Annotated in this window: 21 protein-coding genes; 8 read left to right on the plus strand and 13 right to left on the minus strand. The window is 61.1% G+C overall.

Features of this window, described 5'->3' with window-relative positions; all coding sequences use genetic code 11:
- Positions 1-74: 74 nt before the first annotated feature.
- The 6 genes from KQ661_RS04820 to KQ661_RS04845 form a co-directional block, all read right to left on the minus strand.
- Positions 75-452, minus strand: a complete 378-nt coding sequence (locus KQ661_RS04820; RefSeq protein WP_216679602.1) for a hypothetical protein — start codon at positions 450-452, stop codon at positions 75-77.
- Between the two features lie 87 nt (positions 453-539).
- Positions 540-1,001: a DUF4268 domain-containing protein gene (locus KQ661_RS04825; RefSeq protein ID WP_216679603.1), complete on the minus strand. Its 462-nt coding sequence runs from the start codon at positions 999-1,001 to the stop codon at positions 540-542.
- 90 nt (positions 1,002-1,091) lie between these two features.
- Positions 1,092-1,481 (minus strand): hypothetical protein, encoded by a 390-nt coding sequence (locus KQ661_RS04830; protein ID WP_216679604.1) that lies wholly within the window; start codon positions 1,479-1,481, stop codon positions 1,092-1,094.
- A 226-nt stretch (positions 1,482-1,707) separates the two neighbouring features.
- Entirely contained in the window at positions 1,708-2,328 is a 621-nt protein-coding gene (locus KQ661_RS04835) for a uridine kinase family protein (protein WP_216679605.1), read from the minus strand.
- 106 nt (positions 2,329-2,434) lie between these two features.
- Positions 2,435-3,016 carry an RdgB/HAM1 family non-canonical purine NTP pyrophosphatase gene (gene rdgB, locus KQ661_RS04840; protein WP_216679606.1) on the minus strand — a complete coding sequence of 194 codons (582 nt, stop codon included), beginning with the start codon at positions 3,014-3,016 and terminating at the stop codon, positions 2,435-2,437.
- A 169-nt stretch (positions 3,017-3,185) separates the two neighbouring features.
- Entirely contained in the window at positions 3,186-3,638 is a 453-nt protein-coding gene (locus KQ661_RS04845; protein WP_216685804.1) for a hypothetical protein, read from the minus strand.
- A gap of 202 nt (positions 3,639-3,840) precedes the next feature.
- On the opposite strand from KQ661_RS04845, the gene KQ661_RS04850 reads away from it, so the two are divergent.
- The 7 genes from KQ661_RS04850 (at position 3,841) to KQ661_RS04880 (ending at position 9,911) form a co-directional block, all read left to right on the plus strand.
- Positions 3,841-4,110: a type B 50S ribosomal protein L31 gene (locus tag KQ661_RS04850; RefSeq protein WP_168672421.1), complete on the plus strand. Its 270-nt coding sequence runs from the start codon at positions 3,841-3,843 to the stop codon at positions 4,108-4,110.
- Between the two features lie 172 nt (positions 4,111-4,282).
- Positions 4,283-5,482, plus strand: a complete 1,200-nt coding sequence (locus KQ661_RS04855) for a GlmU family protein (protein ID WP_216685805.1) — start codon at positions 4,283-4,285, stop codon at positions 5,480-5,482.
- Positions 5,483-5,575: 93 nt separating this feature from the next.
- Positions 5,576-5,971: a GxxExxY protein gene (locus KQ661_RS04860; protein WP_216685806.1), complete on the plus strand. Its 396-nt coding sequence runs from the start codon at positions 5,576-5,578 to the stop codon at positions 5,969-5,971.
- Between the two features lie 77 nt (positions 5,972-6,048).
- Complete coding sequence (locus KQ661_RS04865) at positions 6,049-7,185, plus strand: DNA polymerase III subunit (RefSeq protein WP_216679609.1); 1,137 nt, start codon at positions 6,049-6,051, stop codon at positions 7,183-7,185.
- Between the two features lie 69 nt (positions 7,186-7,254).
- Positions 7,255-8,181, plus strand: a complete 927-nt coding sequence (gene hemC / locus KQ661_RS04870; protein ID WP_216685807.1) for a hydroxymethylbilane synthase — start codon at positions 7,255-7,257, stop codon at positions 8,179-8,181.
- A 90-nt stretch (positions 8,182-8,271) separates the two neighbouring features.
- Positions 8,272-8,925, plus strand: coding sequence for a peptidylprolyl isomerase (locus tag KQ661_RS04875; RefSeq protein WP_216685808.1), 654 nt, complete (start codon positions 8,272-8,274; stop codon positions 8,923-8,925).
- A gap of 74 nt (positions 8,926-8,999) precedes the next feature.
- Complete coding sequence (locus KQ661_RS04880) at positions 9,000-9,911, plus strand: SDR family oxidoreductase (RefSeq protein ID WP_216685809.1); 912 nt, start codon at positions 9,000-9,002, stop codon at positions 9,909-9,911.
- Between the two features lie 781 nt (positions 9,912-10,692).
- Here the strand turns inward: KQ661_RS04880 and KQ661_RS04885 are convergent.
- From KQ661_RS04885 to KQ661_RS04900, 4 genes are all read right to left on the minus strand, one after another.
- A complete protein-coding gene (locus tag KQ661_RS04885) occupies positions 10,693-11,691 on the minus strand; it encodes an ABC transporter permease (protein WP_216685810.1) in 999 nt (332 codons plus the stop codon).
- On the minus strand, positions 11,658-12,728 hold the full coding sequence (locus KQ661_RS04890; protein WP_216685811.1) for an ABC transporter permease: 1,071 nt from the start codon (positions 12,726-12,728) through the stop codon (positions 11,658-11,660). The genes KQ661_RS04885 and KQ661_RS04890 overlap by 34 nt, the downstream gene beginning before the upstream one ends.
- A gap of 3 nt (positions 12,729-12,731) precedes the next feature.
- Positions 12,732-14,357 carry an ABC transporter substrate-binding protein gene (locus KQ661_RS04895; RefSeq protein WP_216685812.1) on the minus strand — a complete coding sequence of 542 codons (1,626 nt, stop codon included), beginning with the start codon at positions 14,355-14,357 and terminating at the stop codon, positions 12,732-12,734.
- Positions 14,358-14,562: 205 nt separating this feature from the next.
- Positions 14,563-14,970, minus strand: coding sequence for a hypothetical protein (locus KQ661_RS04900; RefSeq protein ID WP_216685813.1), 408 nt, complete (start codon positions 14,968-14,970; stop codon positions 14,563-14,565).
- A 413-nt stretch (positions 14,971-15,383) separates the two neighbouring features.
- On the opposite strand from KQ661_RS04900, the gene KQ661_RS04905 reads away from it, so the two are divergent.
- Complete coding sequence (locus KQ661_RS04905) at positions 15,384-16,859, plus strand: hypothetical protein (protein WP_216685814.1); 1,476 nt, start codon at positions 15,384-15,386, stop codon at positions 16,857-16,859.
- A 197-nt stretch (positions 16,860-17,056) separates the two neighbouring features.
- Here KQ661_RS04905 and KQ661_RS04910 read toward each other — a convergent pair whose 3' ends face one another.
- The 3 genes from KQ661_RS04910 to KQ661_RS04920 are packed head-to-tail and all read right to left on the minus strand — an operon-like array spanning position 17,057 to position 22,152.
- Positions 17,057-17,680, minus strand: a complete 624-nt coding sequence (locus KQ661_RS04910; RefSeq protein ID WP_216685815.1) for a PKD domain-containing protein — start codon at positions 17,678-17,680, stop codon at positions 17,057-17,059.
- Positions 17,681-17,713: 33 nt separating this feature from the next.
- Positions 17,714-18,439: a LytR/AlgR family response regulator transcription factor gene (locus tag KQ661_RS04915; protein WP_216685816.1), complete on the minus strand. Its 726-nt coding sequence runs from the start codon at positions 18,437-18,439 to the stop codon at positions 17,714-17,716.
- 56 nt (positions 18,440-18,495) lie between these two features.
- Entirely contained in the window at positions 18,496-22,152 is a 3,657-nt protein-coding gene (locus tag KQ661_RS04920) for a hybrid sensor histidine kinase/response regulator (protein ID WP_216685817.1), read from the minus strand.
- Between the last annotated feature and the right edge of the window lie 147 nt (positions 22,153-22,299).

A 22,299-nucleotide genomic window follows, 5' to 3' on the forward strand; every position in this document is an offset into this window, starting at 1 on the left:
TTGAATGTTGCCTGAGCTCTCCGCCCTGCGACGAAAACTCATTCAATATTTAACCCTCAAAATTCAACACTTCATTAGGGTGCCTGCGGGGACAGGGCCACGGCCAGCAGCCGCGCCCGGAAAATCTCGCCGGCCCGTACGCCCGCCCGGGGGCGCGGCACGGCCAGAGCGCGGCGCAGGGCCGGCAGCCAGGTAGTGGCCATGGTGGGCAGCGGGAGCCAGGCATCGGCCAGCGGGGCCACGAAATGCTTGAGCGAAGCCGTAGCTTCAAACTGCACCTTCTGCTTCACCACCGTGGCCTTGGGCGGGGCGGCGAGGTGGTTTTGGTCCGTGCCCTGGGGCAGGCGCAGCACGCTCACGGCCCGCTGGTTCAGGCCCAGCACCAGCAGCACCGTGGCAGCAAGCCATGCGAAGCGGAGCGAAAACCAAAAACGAGCAATCAGTTGGGACATGGCGGCAAACGGGGTCTGCAAAGATACCAATTTGACGCGAACGGGCGCAAATGATTATGTAGCCCGCCAGCCGGGCCGTAAAGCCCGCTACTTCAGCGCATCAAACGAATACTGCGCGTCGGCCCAAAATGTGTCCAGCGCCATAAGCCGGGGCTTAAAGAACGAAATCAGCGCCGGCCAGTCGTCGCGGTTGAACAGGTTCACGCCGGGCAGGTCGTAATAGATGCGACTCAGCGGCTGGCCATGGGCATCGGTGGTATCGGGGGCCCAGGTCCAGGTTTCGCCCAGGGTTTCGTGCAATAGGGTCTTCAACTCCAGAAACTGCTCCCAGAACAGCTCGCGGATGCCCGCGTCGGGGTGCGTGAGCTCGATGGCGATGCTGGCCCGCGCCTTATCAGCCTGCATCCGAAAATACACGTTCTTAACGCCCGTCTTGTAGTTTATCCAGTTGGTCGTGTCGCCTTCGGCCGAAGGCACTGGGGCCATGTACTGCCCAAACGCCGTCCAGAAGGCCTGGCGCAATCGGGTGATTTCTGCTTTGCTATACATTGGGGGAGTTAAGAGTTAGAAGTTAAGAGTTAAGAGTTGTCAGGAAGTGTGTTTATGTCAGTTCCTAACTCTCAACGCTCAACTCTTAACTCACAATGGGGTAGCCCACCAGCCGGCTTCGTTGTTTTGAATAGCCACACCGCCCGCGTTCTGGTAATACTCCGACACGCACTCCCGGAAGCCGGGGTTGTACGTGCTGGCAAAGCACACGGCATGGTCGGCGGTGGGCAGCGGGCCGGTGTGCACGGCAAACATGCTGCCGCGCTCGGCCTTGGTAATGATGAGATAGGTGGTGTCGCTCAGCTTACTGGTCGATGCGTCAAAGGCCTGGTCGTATTCCTTGTCGGGCGTCACGGGTACGCGCAAAGCCTTGTTTCCTGCCGGGTGTTGCAGCACGCCGGACTGGCCATTTTTGTCACAGCTGGTCAGCCCCACCAATCCCGCCACCGCCAGCACCACTAGTTGAAAAGAACCCTTCATCGTTGCAAGAATAGCGTGTAAAAGAGAATTATACGGAACATTCTACCCTTGAGCCAACCCCGACCGGTGCGCCTTCAGGAATGATTGTGTTTCGATTTTGGTCCAATATAATCCATTTTAACTGCTAATTACCTGAAAGCCGCAAAAAGCGCTGGCCGGCTTAGCCAGCTGTATTGCGTAGCAATAGCCTTCTACGGCAGTCTGTCCGTTGCTAAAGACCTTATTATCAGGCGTTCACCTTGGTGCGCAGGAAGCCCACCAGCACCTCCAGGCCGCGCTCGAAGTGGCGGTTGTTGGGAATAACGATATCGGCGTAATGCTTGTAGGGCGCGATAAACTGTTCGTAGGTGGGCGCTACGTGGTGCGTGTAGCGGTAGAGCACGTCGGCCAGGTCGTAGCCCCGCTCGTCGCGGTCGCGGATGATGCGGCGGTGCAGCTTCACATGCTCCTGGGCATCGATGTACACTTTCAGGTTGAGGAGCTTGGCGATTTCCTCGAAGTGAAACACAAAAATGCCCTCTACTACCACAATGGGGGCGGGCCGGAACACCAGCTCCTGCGGCGTCACGGAGGCGTTATTGAAGGTATACTCCTTGCGACGCACCTCGTGGCCCTGGCTGATGCTGAGCACATCGGCCGCGTAAGCAGTGGCATCGATGCTGGCCGGCAGGTCGAAATTTTCAACCCCCATGTCGTCGCGCAGCTGTTTTTCGCGCGGGTGGTAATAATTGTCCTGCGAGATGAGGCAAATCTGTTCCTCCGGGAATGCTTCCAGCAGCCGGCGCAGGAAGGTAGTTTTGCCAGAAGCGCTGCCGCCGGTAATGCCAATTAAGTAGGGGGTCTGCATAGCTGGCAAAGGTAGCAGTTGAGATGGAGAATATGGGGTAGGGGAGGAGGGATAAGCCGAACGTCATGCAGCGCGCAGCGAAGCATGACGTTCGGCTCTATTGTTCCTACGCCTCATTCAAAAACGCCACCAGCCCGGCCACGGCCCGCGCCCGGTGGCTGATGCGGTTCTTCTCAGCCCCGCTCATTTCGGCAAACGTGCGGCCGTCGCCCTCGATGGGCGCAAACACGGGGTCGTAGCCGAAGCCGCCGGTGCCCCGCTGGTCTTCCGTAATACGGCCGGCTACTTCGCCCGCGAACTCGTGCATCGTGCCATCGGCCCCGGCCAGCGCCACCACCGTGCGGAAGCGGGCCGAGCGGTCGGGCTGGCCGGCCAGCTCCTGCAGGAGCTTGGCCACGTTGTCTTCGGCCAGGCGCTGGGGGCCGGCATAGCGGGCCGAGTACACGCCCGGCGCGCCGCCCAGGGCAATTACTTCCAGCCCGGTATCGTCGGCGAAGCAGGCCATGCCGTAGTGCTGGCGCACGTATTCGGCTTTCTGGCGGGCGTTGCCTTCCAGGGTGTCCTGGGTTTCGGGCAGTTCTTCGTGGCAGCCGATGTCGGCCAGGCTCAGCAGCTCCAGGCTGGCCGGCAGCAGCGGGCGGATTTCATCGAGCTTGTGGGCATTGTTGGAAGCGAAGCAGAGGCGCATGGATAAGGCGGGATTGTTGATGAGGCCACAAAAGAACGTTATGCAGAGCGCAGCGAAGCATCTTTACCGCAATAGTAAATCCTGTCAATTGGATTACTGGCGGCGGGCAAGATGCTTCGCTGCGCTCTGCATGACGTTCTGTAAAATGAAACGCGCCTGATGTTTCCCCCTACCGGAACATCGACTTGATAGTGCCCCAGGAGCGCTGCACGGCGCTGGGCGTGCCGGCCAGCCCGGTGAGGTAGCTCTGGTCGGCCCCGGGGCCGCGCACGGTGAGGCGATAAGTATAGGGGCCATTGCCGGCCGAAGGCGCGGGCGTGGTGCCGCCGGTGGTGCGGTACACGTTGGCATCGAGGTACTGGTAGTGGCGCATGCCGGTAACGGCGGTGGTATTCACTACGGTGTAGCTGGTTTCGGTGGCTCCCTTGCGGGCCAGCTCGAAGCCGGTGACATCGGTTTCTGTGTTCACCTCCCAGTCGACCTGCACCATGGCGCCGGAATAGGCCGCCGTGAACACCGTGAGCGTGGCCGCATACACCACCGCCACGCTCCACAGTACCAGTAGCAGGGCTACGGGGCCGGAACGGCGCAACAGATGGCGAACGAGTACAGATTTCAGCACACGCAACGGGCCGGCCCCGAGTGTAGGTCGAATTCAAATGTACAACCTTTTCAGAAAGCCAACAAGCTCAGCCGCACGGGGTGGCGAGGGCCGTTGCGGCGAAAATATTGGACGCAGAGTTGGGTATTTCCGAGCTAAGCCGTACTTTTGCAGTCCCTTCCGCAAAATCGGCCGGGTTCAACTGGTAAAATAGGCCCTCGATATGAAAAAAGACACGCACCCCGAGTATCAGGAAGTAGTATTTCAGGACTCTTCTTCCGATTTCAAGTTCATCACGCGCTCGACGATGAAGCCGACCGACACCATTGTAATGGAAGACGGCAAAACGTACCCGCTGGTGAAAATCGAAGTTAGCTCCGCTTCGCACCCCTTCTACACCGGCAAAAACATGTTCATTGATACGGCCGGACGCGTGGAGAAATTCCGCAGCCGCTACGCCAAGAAAGAGCAGGCCAGCGCCAATAAAGAATAGCTGCTTTTTAGCTTTTAGCCAATGGCTGATAGCTGTTAGCTTTTTAAAAACTCCTTTCGGGAATACCGAAAGGAGTTTTTTATTGGCCCTTTGCCAAGTCGCCTGCCGTAAATTTGGGTCTATTTCAAAAGAAGCTAACAGCTAACGGCTATTAGTTAATAGCTTAAGAAAAATGCACGTTCTCCTCTTCGACGACCCGGCCATTCGGCCGCACCTGCTGCCCTTCACCTTCACGCGGCCCGTGGCGGCGCTGCGTTGCGGCATTCTCACGCTGGCCGAAAAGTGGCAGCACCGGCTGGGGGTTGATGCCGTGGGCTACCTCACGCAGCCTTACCTACAGGCCAAGTATCCGGCCGGCGAGGTGAGCGGCCCGGCTCTTATCATCAACGGCGCGGTGTGCCCCGACGACCTGCTGACCAAGCAGGTGCAGGCCCTGCAGCCCGGCCAGGCCCTGTATTGCGACGAGCTGCTGGTGGCCGCGCACGTTGCCGATGCCTCGCTGGTGGCCGAACTCATTCAGGACGGCATCCCCGAAACCCGGCAGGTAGCTGAGCCCGTGACGGTGATTGACCGGCCGTGGCAGCTGTTTCTGCGCAACGGCGTGGAAATCCGCCGCGACTTCGCGCTCCTCACCAAGGGCCGCACCTCGCAGCCCGTGAACGACGCGCATACCATTGTGTATGGCGCCGAAAATATCTTCATTGAAGAAGGTGTGAAGATTCGCGCCGCGATTCTTAATGCCGAGGACGGCCCGATTTACCTGGGTAAGAACTCGCAGGTGCACGAGGGGGCCATCATCAAAGGCCCGCTGGCGCTGTGCGAGGGCTCGCATATCAACGCCGGCGCTAAAATGCGCGGCGACAATACCGTGGGCCCGTTCTCGAAAGTGGGCGGCGAAGTGGGCAACAGCATCCTGATGGGCTACTCCAATAAGGGCCACGACGGCTACCTCGGCAACTCCGTCATCGGCGAGTGGTGCAACCTTGGGGCTGACACCAATACCTCGAACCTCAAGAACAACTACGCGCCCGTCAAAATCTGGAGCCACGCCGCCAAGCGCTTCGTGGATACCGGCCAGACCTTCTGCGGCCTGATGATGGGTGACCACAGCAAGTGTGGCATCAACACCATGTTCAACACCGGCACGGTGGTGGGCGTGGGGGCCAATATTTTCGGGGCCGGCTTCCCGCGCACCTTCATCCCGAGCTTCAGCTGGGGCGGCGCGGCGGGCTTCGAAACCTTCAAGCTGCCGAAGGTGAACGAAGTGGCTGAGCGGGTGATGGCCCGACGTGGCCTGCCGTATGATGCAGTGGAGCAGGGAATTATGGCTAAGGTGTTTGAAGACACCAAAGCCGACCGAAACGATGTCTGAACCGCGGATTTATCGGATTCGTCGGATTCGTCGGATTTTGTGGGCGAAGCGGTAGTTCCTACAGTCAGTTGCCGTGCATTTCTCTTTTCTGCCATGCTCCTTCAGAATAAATATCAGGCGATAACTGGGTTGGTTATCGGTTGTGCGATGGAAGTACATAAAACATTGGGAAGCGGATTCCAAGAGGTTATCTACCAGCGCAGCTTGGCAGTTGAGATGGAAAAGGCCGGGTTGGTTTTCGGTCGGGAAGTAGAGATGCCTCTTTTTTATAAGGGCGTGGACGTAGGCTCGCGCCGGGTCGACTTTCTGGTTGCAGTGCTGGTTGAGTTAAAAGCGCTGCACGAAATCACGCCAACGCACCACGCCCAAATCATCAACTACCTCGAAGCCTATCAATTGGAAGTCGGTCTGCTCATCAACTTTGGCGAACGCAGTCTTCGCTTCAAACGATTCATCAAAGCCCCACGCCCCTTGCGCCCAAACGTATAAAAGCTTTCTTCAAACCTCGCCAACCAGAAGTACAATCGGCCACAAAATCCGACCAATCCGATAAATCCGCGGTTCAGATGACCTTCGCTGATATTCCCAACCAGTCCGCCGTTAAAGCCCTACTGCGCCAATCCGTGGCGCGGCAGCACGTGGCGCACGCCCAGCTTTTCCGGGGGCAGGAGGGCGGCGCGGCGCTGGCCCTAGCCCTCGCCTACGCCCAGTTCCTGAACTGCGAAGCCCGTGCCCCCGACGCCGACGACAGTTGCGGCCACTGCCCGGCCTGCACCAAAACGGCCAAGCTCGCCCACCCTGATTTGAACTTCATCGTGCCCGTGACCACCACTAAGTCGGTGGCCAAGGACGCGGTGAGCAGTAAGTTCATGGGCGAGTGGCGAGCATTCGTGCTCGACAATCCCTACCAGGGCCTCAACGACTGGATGCAGCACATCGGGGCCGAAAACAAGCAGGGCAACATCAGCAAGGACGAGGCCGTGCAGATTTTGAAGCTGGTGAGCCTGAAAGCGTTCGAGGCCCGCTTCAAAATAGTAATTCTCTGGCTGCCCGAACTCATGCACCCCGCCGCCGCCAACGCCGTGCTGAAATTGCTGGAGGAGCCGCCGCCCGCTACCATTTTCCTGCTGGTGAGCCATGCGCCCGAGCAGCTCATGCCCACCATCATCAGCCGGGTGCAGCCGGTGGTGGTGCGCCCGTTTTCGGAGGATGACATCACCGATTTCCTGCACGAGCACTACCAGGTGCCCGAAGTGAAAGCCCGCCAGGTCGCCCAGCTGGCCGAAGGCAGCCTGGGCGCGGCCATCGCCAGCCGCGACGCCAACGCTGACCACGACTACTTCGAGTTTTTTAGCGGCTGGATGCGCCTGTGCTTCAGCTACGGCAACAAGGCTGGCGAAATTCTGAAGAAGAGCGAGGAATTTCAGAAGCTGGGCCGCGAAAACCAGAAGGAGCTGCTTAGCTATTCGCTGGGGCTGGTGCGCAAAGTGCTGCTGTTCGGCATTGACCCAAAATTCGTGCCCCACCTGGCCACCGGTGAGCAGCAATTTGTGACCGGCTTCGCCAAATTTGTGACGCCCCGCAACGCCGATTTATTAACCAGAGAGCTGACCGATGCCCACTACCACATCGAGCGCAACGCCAACGCCAAAATGGTGTTTGTGGATAGCTCGCTGCGGCTGGGCGGCTTTTTAAGAGTTTGAGCAAATTGAAAACAGCACGTCATGCTTCGGCTGCCCTCAGCATGACGTGCTAACGACCCCAAACAAACCATGACCATCCGCCTCGCCACCCGCGCCAGCCGCCTCGCCCTCTGGCAGACCGAGCACGTTGCCCAACTGCTGCAAAAAGCCGGTTTCGAAACCGAAATCGTGCCCATGCAAACCACCGGCGATGCCGTGCAGGACCGCAGCCTGGCCAAAATCGGCTCCAAAGGCGTATTCACCGAAGAACTGGAGGCCAGCCTTCTGCGCCACGAAACCCACCTCGCCGTGCACTCGGCCAAAGACGTGCAAAGCAGCATCCCGCGCGAGCTGGAGCTGCTGGCCTTCCTGGAGCGCGAAAAAGTGAATGACGTGGTGCTCAGCTTCGACGAGAACTTTTCCCTCGACAAGCCGGGCATTGTGCTGGGTACCAGCAGCACCCGCCGCAAGGCCCAGCTGCGCCGCTTCTACCCCAATGTCACCACCGCCGAAGCCCGGGGCAACCTCCAAACCCGCCTGCGCAAGCTCGAAGAAGGCCAGTTTGATGCCCTGGTGCTGGCCTACGCCGGCGTGCACCGCATGGGCTACGAGCACCTGGTGCGCCACACGCTGCCCGCCCACCAGTTTGTGCCCGCCACCGGCCAGGGCAGCATCGCCATCGAGTGCGCCGCCGACCTGGACGAAGCCCTGAAAGCCCGCCTAAAAGCTGCCCTCGACCACGCCGCCACCCATGCCTGCCTGCTGGCCGAGCGCGCCTTTCTGCACACCATGGAAGGCGGGTGCAGCATCCCGTCCTTCGCCCTGGCCACGCTCGACGGCGACCGGCTGCGGCTGCATGGCGGCCTCATCAGCCTCGGCGGCGAGGAGTACGTGGAGGAAATCCAGACCGTCGAAACTACCGCTGAAGCCCTGGCGCTGGGCACCTCGGTGGCCGATGCCGTGCTGGGGCGCGGGGGGCGCGAAATTCTGGCCAGCATCCGCGAACACCGCGGCTAGGGGCTGTTTGGTGCGGCCCGGGCGCTTGGTCGGGGCCTGCAAATCCACGTAGTTTTGGGGCATTAACCCCGTATTTCTGATTTTTATTTTATGAAATCCTTTCTTTTCTCCTGGGCTAGTACGCTGTTTCTGGCCCTGTTGTGGCTGACTTCTCCCTCCTTCGCGGCTGACAAGCCGGCCAAGCCCGCCAGGCATAAAAACAAGGATGAAGTCGTAACCATCACCACGGCTCAGGGGACTATTCGCCTGGTTTTGTTCGATGACACGCCTCTGCACAAAGCCAATTTTCTGAAGAAAGCCAAGAGCGGATTTTACAACGGCACCAGCTTTCACCGCGTTATCGACGGCTTCATGATTCAGGGCGGCGATGCCAATTCCAAAGATGCCGACCCCAGCAACGACGGCCTGGGCCAGCCCAACGAAGGCACTGTTCCCGCCGAGCTCGCGCCTGGCCACAAGCACAACTACGGTTCCCTGGCTGCGGCCCGCATGGGTGGCCCGGCCGGTACGCCCAGCAGCATCACGCAATTTTACTTGGTTGAGAACCACGACGGTGTCCATTTTCTCGATGGCCAGTACACCGTTTTCGGCCAGGTAATTCAGGGTCTCAGCGTAATTGATAAAATTGCAAAGCTCCCCAAAGATGGCCGCGACCACCCCCTGGCCGACGCCAAAATGACCATGAAAGTGGAGAAGATGCGACGTAAGAAAATCACGAAAGAATACGGCTATACCTATCCGTAAAGCACTGAGGTATCGTGCTGATTATCAGCATAGGTGAGGGTATTAGGTAATAACTGATTGCAATGGCGTACCGCATGAAAATCCTTCTCACGGGCTCCAACGGCCTGCTCGGGCAGAAGCTCGTGGCCTTACTGCGGCAGCAGCCCGACGTAGCCCTCGTCGCCACATCGCGGGGCCCCAACAAGTTGGCCGGCTTATACCCGGACGTTCGTTTCATAGAATTGGATGTGAGCGATGCCGCTCAGGTGCAACAGGTGCTGGCCCGGGAGCAGCCCACCCACCTCATCCACACCGCCGCCATGACCAACGTGGACGAGTGCGAGCTCAACCGCGAAGCCTGCTGGCAGCACAACGTCACGGCCGTGGAGCACCTGGTGCAGGCCTGCGCCCGGCAGCAAATTCACCTCACGCACCTCAGCACCGATTTTATTTTCAGTGGCGAAGCCGGCCCCCTGGCCGAAGATGCCGTTCCGGGGCCGGTCAATTTCTACGGCGAAAGCAAGCTGGCCGCCGAGCAGGCCGTGCAGGCCAGCCTGGGCCCCTGGGCCATTGCCCGCACCGTACTGGTATATGGTGTGGCGCACGATTATGGTCGTACCAACCTGGTAATCTGGGTGCGCGACTCCCTGCGCGCCGGCAAACCCATCAAAGTAGTGGCCGACCAGTGGCGCACGCCCACCCTGGCCGAAGACCTGGCCCAGGGCTGCTGGCTGCTGGCTCGGCAGACTGCCCAGGGCATCTACCACATCAGCGGCGAAGAAATGCTCACGCCCCACGCCATGGCCCTGCGCGTAGCCGCGCATTTCGGCCTCGATGCGGGCCTGATTGAACGAGTAGACGCCAGCACCTTCACGCAGCCCGCCCGGCGGCCGGCCCGTACCGGCTTCCTCATCGCCAAAGCCCGGCACGACCTCGGCTACCGCCCCCACACCTTCGCCGAAGGCATTGCCCTGGTTAGCGCCCAAAACGAAACGGCCGCCAGCTAGCAGCACCTGGCATCGGGCGGGGCATTGTTTGCCGCACACCGGACAAAAAAAACCCGCCGGGGTAGACGGCGGGTTGAAGCTCAACTGGGGTAGCCGGTGAGCGGTAGATACTGGATTATGGGTAGCATATTATACCAGATTCGGGAAGGGTAGTTGAGGGCTGGAAATCGAGAAACAGGAAAGGTAGAACAGCAGTGGAAGCACAGGCTACGCCTGTGGCCATACCCCAACAAGAAGCCCTCCTACCAAAACGGCCGTGCGGCCCAGCAAAGCAGCTTCGCCCAAAGCTCGGGGTACTGCCATTCCGTCGGGAGTGACGAAATCGAGGCCCGTTGAGGTTGGGCGAGCGGTTTCTTTCGGGGCTTTTGGCCGGCGAGGAGTGCTCAATGACGGGTATATGAGTAGGTACATAAGAATATAGATAAGACGTCGGTAGATAAAGATGCGCTACCTGGGGAAAGCAGCGAGGGCTTAGGTTAAAATCAATACAATGTTACGGCGGCTCTTATTCCCATAAAAGGACATTGTGCTATTAATTGTGACATTGAAAAATTCGGATAATGTGGTGGCTTCTGATAATTTATAGTGGATAAAATCATATTAAACGAAACGTATATAAAATGTATTTTCGTCAAACAAATGATTTTCAGATGAATAGTCGTAATCGGTGCTCGATGTAAAAGGCCCTTAGCTCTCTGAAAAAAGAACCAATTGTGACATCGGATTAATATCCTCGTTCTGCTTAATTATTAAATGACCGCCCCTTTTTATACGCCGGGAATTAAGCCCTTGATGTGGATATCCGGCTTAAGGTATTTAAGCTCAATATGCTCAGGGTGAGCAATAAAGATGGGAAAAGCAGGGCCCACCAGGCACTGGGCTCATCGCGCACGGTGGCGAGCAGCCGGCCCCAGCTGGCTACCTCCGGGGGCAGGCCAATACCCAGAAACGACAGGGTGCTTTCCAGGCCCAGCAGCCCCGCAACGCTCAGCGGCAAGGCGGTGCGGAGCGGGTGCAGGGCATGGGGCAGCGCGTGCCGAAACCATATCTGCCGTTCCGGGAGGCCGGCCGCCCGTGCTGCTTCTATAAACGGCAGCTGGCGCACGCGCAGCATTTGGGCCCGCACCAAACGGGCCATTGGCGGCCACGCGGTCAGAACCATTACCGCCAGCAGGCCGGGGGCCGAAAGCCCGATACTCGCCACCACGGCCACCACCACAATCAGGCGCGGGATGGTGTCGAGGGCCGTGGCTGTGCCTACCACCAGGGCATCGACCGGGAGTGGCCAGGTAGGGAGCGGGCGGTTTTGTAAGCGCGCCAGCCACGCCAACAGTGCGCCGATAAGCATCAGCCCCAACCCGAGCGTGGGCAACGGTAGCTGCAAAACCCACCACGTGCCGCCCGTGCCCACCAGCCAGTAGGTCAGGGGCACCCGGGCAGAATTTTCCCAAAAGCCGGCGGCGGCCCCGGCCAGGCCCCCCACCAGTGCCGCCAGCAGGGCGGCCGGCAGCGTGAGCAGCACGGCCGTGCGGGCACCATATACCAGAATGCTCAGCACATCGCGCCCCTGAGGGTCGGTGCCCAGCCAGTGCCGGGCGGCGCTGAATGGTGGCACGGCCATGTTGGCCAAATCGGGCAGGCCCGGCGGGTAGGGCAGGGGCAGCAGGGGCGCTGCTGCCGCCACCAGCACCAGCAAAACCAACCAGCCCAATGCCAGCCGCTGCCACCAGGTGAAGCGGAAGGCGGTCAGGACTGCCAACGGATGCGGGGGTCGGCCCATAAATAACACAAGTCGGCGAGGAGCAGGGCCAGCAGGCGAACTGCACCGGTGAGCAGCACGCCGCCAATCAGCACGGGATAGTCGCGGGCGGCGGAGGCCTCCGCCAGCAGGCGGCCCATACCCGGCAGGGCAAACACGACCTCTACCACCACAGCCCCAGCCACCAGGGCGGGCAGGAACTCGGCGATTTGGGCCAGGGTGGGGAGCAAGGCATTGCGCAGGGCATGGTGCCGCACCACGGCCGCTGCCGACAAGCCTTTGGCGCGGGCCGTGGTGGCGTAGGCGGTGCCCAGCTCCTGCTGCAGGGCTGCGGTGAGCTGAAGCGTGAGCTCGGGCACGGCCGTAATAACCAGCGCTGATACGGGCAGAATTAAATGCAGGAAACCATCGGTCAGCTGCTGGGTGGTGCTCGTGTTCAGTTCATTGGGGCTGCCGAGGCCATACGTGGGCAGCCAGTCCAGCACATCGGGATTGGCAAATACCAGCAGCAGCACCAAGGCCACTACGAACAGCGGCAGCCCGTGCACGGCCACCAGCACCGCCCGCAGGGGGCGCTGCCACCATGGGGCCGTGGCTAGGCGCTGCGCCAGGGCCAGCGCGCTCAGCACCGCGAGCAAGGCCGCCGTGCCCGTGAGCGGCAGCGTGAAAGCCAGGGCGTGGCGCAGGCGGCCGGCCACGCCCTGGCCCGTCCGAAACGAGGTGCCCCAATCGCCGTGCGCCAGCCCCCGCAGCCACTGGTGGTACTGGTTGCGGCCGCCATGCCAATGCCAGGGCCGCACCCCGGCGGGCGAAGCCGGCCCGCGGCTCACGTAAAAAACGGGTAAATCGAGGCCAAATCGCCGGCGCAGGGCCTGCTGAGCAGCCTGCTGGCGCTCGGGTAGCAGGGCCGCGCCTGAGCCCGCTTGGCTGGTGGCATCGGGCAGCGACAGGCGCAGGGCCGTGTCGAGGTCGTGGCGGCTCAGCAGGAATACGCCCGATGCCAATGCCCAGATTGCCAGGAAAGTGCGGGCTAGTCGCCAGAAAATAAAGCCGGCCATGCACTACGGAGCAGGAGTAGCCCGGGCCGTGCGCACGATGGTAGTGGCCAGGTAGCCCGGCTTGAGGCTGCCCACGTTCAGCCCGCTCAGGCGTTTATCGGCCACCGTGCGGCTGGGGAGGAAAAACAGCGGCACTATCGGCATCTCCTGCTGCATCAGGGCTTGGAACTGGCGCAGAAGCCGTTGCCGGGAGGCGTTGCTGCTGGCGGTGGCAATGGCTTCGATGAGGTGGTTGCTGGCCGGGGTGCTGAACCGCGTGAAATTGCCCACCCCAATGCCCTGCGAATGCAAAAAAGACGTGAAGTTGAACATAAACGGATTGCCTTTCAGCACCTGGGCATACATGTCGAAATCGCCGACGCGCAGGGCCTCCGAAAAAGACCCCGCTTCGGTGGGCAGCAGCGAAACCGGGATATCGAGCGGGGCCGTAGCTGCCTGAAACTGCAGCGCGATGGTGGTAAGCAAGGGGTCGCCGGCGCGGTAGCGCATGGTTAGGCGCAGCTGCTGGCGCGTGCCACCGGGGCCCGGCCGGAACCAGCCGGCCGTGGGCGCGGCCGCCCGCCGCCAGCCGCTCTGGCGCAATAAGGCCGCTGCCTGAATGGGGTCGAAGGGGATGAGGGACAGCGCACGATTGTAGTTCGCCGTGTCGGAGGGACTGATGAAGCCCACGGTGCGCTGGCCGGCCCCCAGCTGGGTGGCTTTCATCAGGCGGCCGGCATCAAAGCATCGGCTCAGGGCCCGGCGGGTAGCGGCATCGGCCAGGGCCGGGTGGCTGGTATTGAAGCCCGCCGTCACCACATTGTAGGAGTCCGTGGTGTAAAACTGCAGTGCTGCCCGCGTGGCCGGGGCGGTGCGCAGGCGCTCAAACTCGCGGGCCGGCATTTGCGGAAATACATCCAGCTCGCCGCGTCGCAGGGCGAGAATGGCCGTGGCCACATCCGGAATAATGACGTATTCCAGCTGCTGTGGCTTGGCCCGGAGCATCAGGGGCGTGGGGTGCAGCTGGTCGGCCCACCAGTGGGACTTGCGCCGCAAATACAGGAAACGGTCTTTTTCCCAGCTCACCAGCTCGTATGGCCCGCAGCCGGGCAGTTGCCCCGGCGAGTGGCCGGCATAGCCTTGCTGGTATTGGCGGGCCAGGGCTTGCAGGGCCGTATCGGCGGGGGCAGTTGGCGCGCGGTGTTGCAGCTCGGCCAGGGTGAAGCGGCTGAGGCGGCCGGCGGGGTCCAGCGTGGCGGCCGGCAGGATATAAAAATCACCGGTGGCCTTTACGTATTCCGGAGTCTGCCCCCGGCACACAATGGTGAACCGGCGCGGGGTGGCCGAGTCCGTAATTACCGCTTTAATAAAGTGGTATTGGTTCCTGACTACTTCATTGGGCAGGCCCGGGCAAAACATGAGCTTGACGGTGAAAGCTACGTCGCTCCCCAGTATGGGGCGGCCGTCGTCCCACGCGGCCACCGGCCGCAGCTCATAAGTGATGTGCATCAGCGAGTCGCCAACCAGCCGGACTTCCGGCAATGCGGCGGCCAAAGCTGGCACGTACTGGTGGTTTGTTACTTCGGCCTGTATCAGGCTGAGATGAAGCAGGTTGTTTACCTCAATGGCGGCCTGGTTGGTGAGGGCCATCGGGTTAATGGTTTCGGGGTCGTGGACCCATCTTATTCGGATGGCTTCATGCGAGCTGCCTTTTGAGGAGCAGCTACAAGCCAGCAGCGAGCTGAAGATAAGCCAAAGCAGAACTCCTGAGGGATTTTTCTTTGGAACGAGCATCGAATATTACATATTTCACCAAGGTGAATAGGCAATATAAGGATGAAATTGTGCCGCCCGTTTAGGCGATGTCGCCGCCCCAGCCGCCCGTGCCGCCGTCGAGGACGATATCACCACCCCAGCCGCCCGTGCCGCCATCCTTGGTAATGGCAACATTGCCGCCCCAACCGCCGGTGCCGCCGTCCTTAAGCACAGCAACATCGCCACCCCAGCCACCGGTGCCGCCATCAAGAGCAATGTCGCCGCCCCAGCCGCCCGTGCCACCGTCTTTAATCATGGCGATGTCACCGCCCCAGCCGCCGATGCCGCCATCAAGAGCAACATCGCCGCCCCAGCCGCCCGTGCCGCCTGGCAAAATTGAGGTCACAATAGCCGGGGCTGTCGAAGCCTGTTTGGCAACGTTTGACTGTGCGCCAACAGAAGAAAAGCTGGCAACTTGAAAGAGGGCGATGGCGAGGAGGTTCAGCACGATATGGAGGAGTTAGAAGGTGCGTCAGGTGATTGATTGACACAAATTTGTGGCCTCCATGGGGCCTAAAAAAGGACTATATTGGGCTAGAACTGACTAAAATTATATTGATAAATTAAATAAATAAAAAAAGTTTTTTTCTGAAAAAGCTATTGGATACAGGCAGTCACACAATTTTTATTTGAACTTTTGGGAAAAAAAAGCCAAATTGTGACATCATCGCTCAAAAACACCCCATTGCGTCACAATACAAAGGTGATTGTTGTGTTGGTATTAAAAAAGGAAAGTATACTGGTTTTTAAGACATCGGTTTTAAGAGGAAAAATTTTATAAAAAGTCTGATTTATGGCTTGTAAGGCACCTTTTCTATGAATGAAATTGCGAATTTGGCGCGAATTGTGACATCGCGTAGTTTGTCTTCTCTGCCAATCCTGGATTTGCGGAACAATCAGGCGAACAAAGAGAACCAGTTCGTGGAATCCCTGAATAAGTCGCCGGAAGCCACCCAATTACAGATGGTGAAAGCCTTATATGGCAAGACTACGCTGGCCAATGTGCGGGCCCTGCACAAGCTGCAGTCGCGGGTGCGCAGCAAGCTGCTCAACCAGCTGTACTTCCTGGACCACTCCGACCCCCGGTTGCTGGTGTCGCGGCGCTACGAGCTGGAATGCCTGGACCTGCTGCACAAGGTGAGTATTCTGTATGCCGAGCGCGAGTACAAGCTGTCGGAACGGCTGCTGCAGCGCTGCCTGCGGCTGGCCGAAGCCGGCGAGTTTACGCAATACGTGGTGATGTGCGCCCGCATGCTGCGCAACCTGCACGCCGAGCGGCAGCAAACTATCCTTTATAAGAAAGCAGCTAAGGTATTTCAGCGCGCGCAGCAGGTATTGGTCTGGGAGGACGAGGCCGAGCAGCTGCACACCGAAACCCAGCTGGCCCTGAGCGGAACCGTGGCAACCCGCCGGGCCGTGCTGGCCGTGCTGCCCGACCGCATTGCCCAGCTCGATGCCCTGCACCGCCGGGCCCGCAGCTTCACTACCTATAACATTGTGTACCGGGCCCGGCTGGCCTACGAGGAGCTGCAAGGCAACTATCAGGAGATGATTCGGGTGACGGCGCTGGCCTCGCGGCGGCTGCGGGCGGGCAAGCTGAACGACCGGCGCTTTGATATTCGCTTCAACCACTTTGTGAGCGTGTATGCCTACCTGCGCAGCCGGCAGTCGGTGCAGGGCCTGCGGCTGGCCGAGGAGTACAACCGGGATTTTCACCCGTCGTCCAGCAACTGGTTTTATTTTCAGGAGCACTACGTGTTGCTGGCTTTGCACGCCCAGCAATACGAGCGAGCGCAGCAGCTGATGGGCATTATCGCCAAGAACCCGGCCTATTCCATTCAGCGGGATACGGCCTTGCAGCGGTGGGACTTATATCGGTCGTACGTCGATTTTGTGGTGCCGCCCGCTCGCAATAACACGGCCCGCCAGCGGCAGCTGGCCCAATGGGTGCTGATGCTGCCCGAATACAGCCGCGACAAGCGAGGCCACAACGTGGCCATTCTGGTGCTCCAGCTGCTGCACTTCCTGCGCGAGCGCAACCTGGAAGCCGTGATGCAACGCCTGGAACGCCTGCGCAAGTACCAGCAGCGCCATTTGTACGAAGCCAATACGCTGCGGAGCCGCCTGTTTCTGCGTCTGCTGCCGATTATCGTGGAAAAGAATTTCGATGCCGACCGCATTGCCGAGCGCGGCAAAGCCCTGCTCCAGCAGCTGCGCGACACGCAGCCACCCGGGGAGGCCTTTGCCGAGGTCGAAATCATCCCGTATGAGCATTTGTGGGAGCTGGTGCTGGACTTGCTGCGCGAAGGCCCGCCGGTACCAAACGAAGCGCCGTAGCACGAGCGGCAGCATTGATTCAGAATACAGCTTCTAAGCGCTTGTCATCCTTCGCTCCGCTCAGGATGACGTTCTATTAGTTATACTCGTCACGAAGTGGATTGCGAAAAACGAAGTAGGGTACGACCCCGCACTCTACTTCGGGACGAGTATAACACGGTATCAGCACCGCCAGGGAGTTGTATCTGCCCCTCAGCTTAGGGCTCAACTACGATTTCGCGCGAAACGCAGTGGCTGGCCACGCAGTCCTGCGAGCCGTAGCCGCGCATGCTGAAGCGCACCGAGTACGTGCCGGGGCGGCGGAAGCTGTGCTGCGCCGTGCGGCCCTGCATAATGGTGCCATCGCGAAAATCCCAGACATATTGCACGTTGCGGCAGGTGATGAGCTGGGCCTCGGGCGAATCGAAGGACACGGGCTGGCCCACGCGCACGCGGGTGGTGGTGGTAGTGAAATCGATGATATTCTGCTGCACGAGGTTGACGGGGATGTACTTCTGGCCACGTCGGATTTCGCCGGTTTTGTCCACGATGACGTCGAGCTCGACCACGTAGTTCTTGCGCTCCTTGTAGCAGTAGCTCACCGTGGGGCCGGTGAGGGTGGTACCATCGCCCATGTGCCATTGGTAGGTGAAGGGGCCGGCGGGCTCGTCGATTGATGGGCGGCCGTCGAGGTCTACGCACAGCATGCGGGGCAGCGGCGGGCCGCAACTTATGCTGGTGGTATCGCCGGCCTGCTGGGCCTGGGCGGCAAAGCCCACCAACATGAGCAGGGCGGCCAGCAGTGAGGCTTTGGCGGAAATAACGGCTAATGAAAAGCGCATATCAGAGAAGTAGACAGGGGGAAAGCGCGGTGGCTAGAATTTGTTCAGGCGCTGCATGACCTCGCGCAGGTAGGTCTGGCCCACGGGAATGTGCTTGGCTTCCACAATGACCGAGTTGTCCTCAAGGGCCTGAATGCGGTTGAAATTGACAATGAATGAGCGGTGTACGCGCACGAAGCGGTTGCTGGGAAACTTCTCTTCCACGGCCTTCATGGTGCTGTACACGATGAGCTTGCTCTGGCCCATGACGATGTGCACGTAGTCGCCGAGGGCTTCCACGTAGCGTACTTCGTCGAAGCCCACGCGCACGAGCTTGTTGTCGACTTTCACGAAGGTGAAATCGGCGTCGGCGTCGGGCACCTCGATGGCATCGGGAGTGTTGGTAGCGCGGCGCTCGGCCATTTCCAGGGCTTTTTGGGAGGCTTGCAGGAAGCGGGCGTAGCTCACGGGCTTCACCAGGTAGTCGACCACGGCGTGCTCAAAAGCCTGCACCGCGTAGTCTTTGCTGCTGGTGATGAGCACGACCAGCGGCGGGTGCTGGAGCATGCCCAGGAGCTCGATGCCGGAAAGCAGCGGCATTTCCACGTCGAGGAAGAGCAGGTCGACGGGGGCGGTACGCAGGGCTTCGGCGGCTTCGATGGGGTTGGTGAAGCTGCCGGTGGCCGTCAGAAATGGCGTGTTGTTGATGCAATTGAGCACTACCTGAACTGAGAGCGGGTCGTCATCAACCACTAAGCAACGCAGATTAGAAACAGCCATATACAAGCAAAATTGAGGGGATTTTGGTAACGAATGTAGGGCGTACCGGTCAATTTTCAAGTTCCGGCCCGCTCCTCCAGCTGCGGGTACAGCTCGGCCAGCTGCTGGCGGATGGTGTGGAGCAGCGGCTCGCAGTAGGGCAGGGCCGGGTGGCGGGCGGCGCGCTCCAGCTCGTCGAGCTGGGTGTGCAGCACCGGCACCCCAAAGTACGCCACCTGGCCCTTGAGCTTGTGGGCGGTGCTGGCCAGCGCGGCGGGGTCATGGGGGTAGGTGGCGGCCAGCAGGGCCTCCAGGGCCGGGGCTTCGGTGAGGAAGGTGGTGATGATTTGGCGCAGGAAGCTTTCGTTGCCGCCGGCCAGCTCCTCCAGGAGGTGCCAATTGGGCTTGAGCGTTGGTGGATTGGCGGATTGGTGGGTTGGTGGGTTGGTAGTGATGCGGGGATGTTTTTCGTTGGGGGTGGTGGCCGCTTCATTGCCGACAGTGCTCCGCCCCGTGAAGTGGGCAATACGGGCGTAGAGCACGGCCGGCTCGAAGGGTTTGGCGAGGGTATCGTTCATGCCGGCGGCCAGGGCCAGGGCGCGGTCTTCGGGCAGCACGGAGGCGGTGAGGCCGATGATGGGCAGCTGGCCGGCATCGGGACAATGCCGGCGAATTTCGCGGGTGGCCCCGTAGCCGTCGAGTTCGGGCATCTGCACGTCCATCAGGATGGCGTCGAAGGGCTGGGTTGCGCCGGTGATGGCCTCCACGGCCAGGTGGCCATTTTCGGCGATGACGACCTGTACGTTCCAGGCTTCGAGGGTTTTGCGGGCCACGAGCTGGTTGAGGGCGTTGTCTTCGGCCACCAGGATGCGCAAGGCGGGCTCGAAGGGCGTGAGCAGGCCGGCGTGGGCGTCGGGGCGGGCGGCGCTGGCATCGGCCAGTTCGTAGGGCAGCTCGAAGAAAAACTCGGAGCCCTGGCCTTCCTCGCTGGTCACGCCGAGCTGGCCGCCGTGCAGCTGCACGAGGTTGCGGGCAATGCTCAGGCCCAGGCCAGTGCCGCCAAACTCGCGGGTGGTGGAAGTATTGGCCTGCGAAAAATCCTCGAAAATGGCCCCCAGCTTGTCATTCGGGATGCCAATCCCGGTATCGCGCACGGCGAAGCGGATGAGTGGGTTGGTGGATTGGCGGATTTGCGAATCCGGCCCGGGCACAACTTCGACCGTCACCGTTACGCCGCCGGCGCGGGTAAACTTGATGGCGTTACCCACCAGGTTCACCAGGATTTGGTTGAGGCGCACGGGGTCGCCGAGCACGGCGGCGGGCACGTTGTCGGCCACGTTCACCGCGAAAAACAGGCCCTTGCTCTCGGTGGCAAATTTGAACATGGCCCCCAGGCGGCGCACGGCTTCGGGCAGGCGGAAGGGCACCTGTTCCAGCGTGAGCTTACCGGCCTCCATTTTGGAGCTGTCGAGGATGTCGTTGATAATCACCAGCAAGTTCTGCGACGACGACTCGATGGCCGTGAGGTATTCGGCCTGCTCGGTGTTGGGGCGGGTGGCTTGCAGCAGGTTGGTGAGGCCGATGACGGCGTTCATTGGCGTGCGAATTTCGTGGCTCATGTTGGCTAGAAACTGCGCCTTGGCCCGGCGCGAAGCCTCGGCCGCGTCGCGGGCCACCATCAAATCGACGTTGATGTCTTCGATATGCGCCTTTTGCTGGCGCAGCTCGGCGGTGCGCTCGCGCACGGCGCGCTCCAGCGCAAACTGCGTGCGGCGCAGCGTGCGCTCGCGGAAGCGTATCAGCCCATAAGCCAGCCCAGCCAGCGCCAGCAGCGCCAGCGTGCGGAACCACCAGGTGCGCCAAACCGGCGTAGCCACGTTAAAAGTGGCGGCCACCACCGGGCTCCACGGGCCGGAATCACCACGCCGTACCCGCGCCTCAAACACGTACTGGCCGGCATCGAGGCCCGGAAACTGGGCTTCGGCGGCGGGGCCGGGGTGGCTCCATTCATCGGCGAGGCCGCGCAGGCGGTGCTGGTACATCAGTGCTTCGCCGGCATTGAGGCTGATGCCCTGGAAGGTGAAATTGACGCGGTGGCGGGTGGCCGACAAGGTGCCCAGCGCATCGAGGGCGCGGGGCTCGCCGTCGATTTCGACTGCGGTAATGGCCAGGCCGGGCCGGCGGGCGGCTACGAGGTGGCGGGCGGCATTCACGTCCACGCGCAGCAGGCCGGTGCGGGTGCTTAGCCACGCAATGGTACCCGTACCGGGGCTGGTGGCCAGGGCAGCCGGCCCGAGGCAGTCGCGCACCAGCGGGTCGTCGGTGGCGGCGAGGGGCGTGAAGACGCGGGTGCGGCAGTCGAGCAGCGTGAGGCCCTGGCGATGCACCAGCAGCAGCTGCGGCCCGGCTGGGCCGGGCAGCGGCAGCAGGCCATAGGCATAGTCGGAAGGCAGCTGGCTGACGGCGGCGAGATGCTGCCACTGGCCGGAGCGCTGGCGGCAATAGATGCTCTGGCCCTCGGTGCCCACCCAGATGCGGCCGTCGGCATCCTCGGCCAGGCTGCTGGCATCGAGGCCCACGGAGCCGAGGCGGTAATGCACGAATTCGTCCAGTGCGGGGTCGTAGGCGGCGATGCCGGTGCCGTGCGTGGCTACCCAAACGCGGCCATTGCGGTCGGCCAGCAGGGCGTAGGTGGTGTTGTGCAGCAGGCCGTTGGCGGTGGTGAAATGGCGGATGCGCAGCGAAGAATCGGCGGGCAATAGGTAGATGCCGTCGGCGGCGGTGCCTATCCAGAGGCCGGAGCCGGGCGCGTAAGCCAGAGCAGTGATGTTGAAATTAGTGTTGTTTGACAAGCCCGGTATAGCCTGTGGAAGGTGGTTGGGATTAGAAGTAGCGTAAAGCCCCGTCGAAGTTCCCACCCAAAACCCGCCGCCCAGCCGCGCCGGGCGTGGCAGCAGCACTTTCACCTCGTCAGGCAAAGGGGGAACCCGCGGATTGCCAGTCGCAGCAGGAACATCAGTGGTTGCTCTTAATTGATAAAATCTATTGCCATACTGCGTAAGCCAAGCCTCTGCAATGCCGTTTGTGAGCACAGTAGCCAATACGGGGAAGTCGCTTGGTGTCGGTACCCGGTACGGTTCCATTCGCAAATGCCGGTCCGAATGCCGCAGCAGGCCCTGACCGGCGGTGCCCAGCCAGGCGTTGCCCTCGCGGTCTTCGAGCAGACAGGTGATTTCGGTGCCGACTGGCAGGCGCAGGTGGTAGCGCCTCAGGTAGTGGCCAATGGCGGCGGTGTCGACGCGGGGCGGGCCGTCGGCGGTCAGGCGCAGGCCGGCGGGCACGGCGCTGCGCTTGGCAGGGCTGAATGAGCCGGCGGCCGTTTTTTTTACCGAAATGCCGCCCTGGTAGTGGCCCACCCAGAGCCGGCCGGTGGCGGGCTCCTCGCGCAGCGACACCACAAAATCCTCGGCCAGCCCGTCTTCCTTCGTGAAAGTGATGAACTGCGTGCCGTCGTAGCGAATGAGGCCTTCGCCGGTGCCCAGCCAGAGGTAGCCCTGCCGGTCCTGCAACAGCGCGTACACGAAGGCTGGGCGAAAGCCTTCAGTGGGGCCAAACTGGCGCAGATAGACCTGCTGGGCACTGGCCGGCCGCGTCCAAAACAGCAGCAGCCCGAGCAGCGCCAGTAGCAGCAGCCCCAGCCGGCGCATATAGAGAAAGCGGAGAAGTAGTTTCAAGCGGAAAATGCTACCTGCCGGATTGGGCAGCGGTTTAGACGCTGCAAGGTAGAACGGGCCATTTGGCGGCGAACCGGCTTTCCGATTATCGAAGGGCAGAACCCGATGAACACGGCGTTTTGCCCGACTGTAGCGCGGACTTTTAGT

It is taken from the genome of Hymenobacter siberiensis (genome assembly GCF_018967845.1).
Lineage (GTDB): Bacteria > Bacteroidota > Bacteroidia > Cytophagales > Hymenobacteraceae > Hymenobacter > Hymenobacter siberiensis.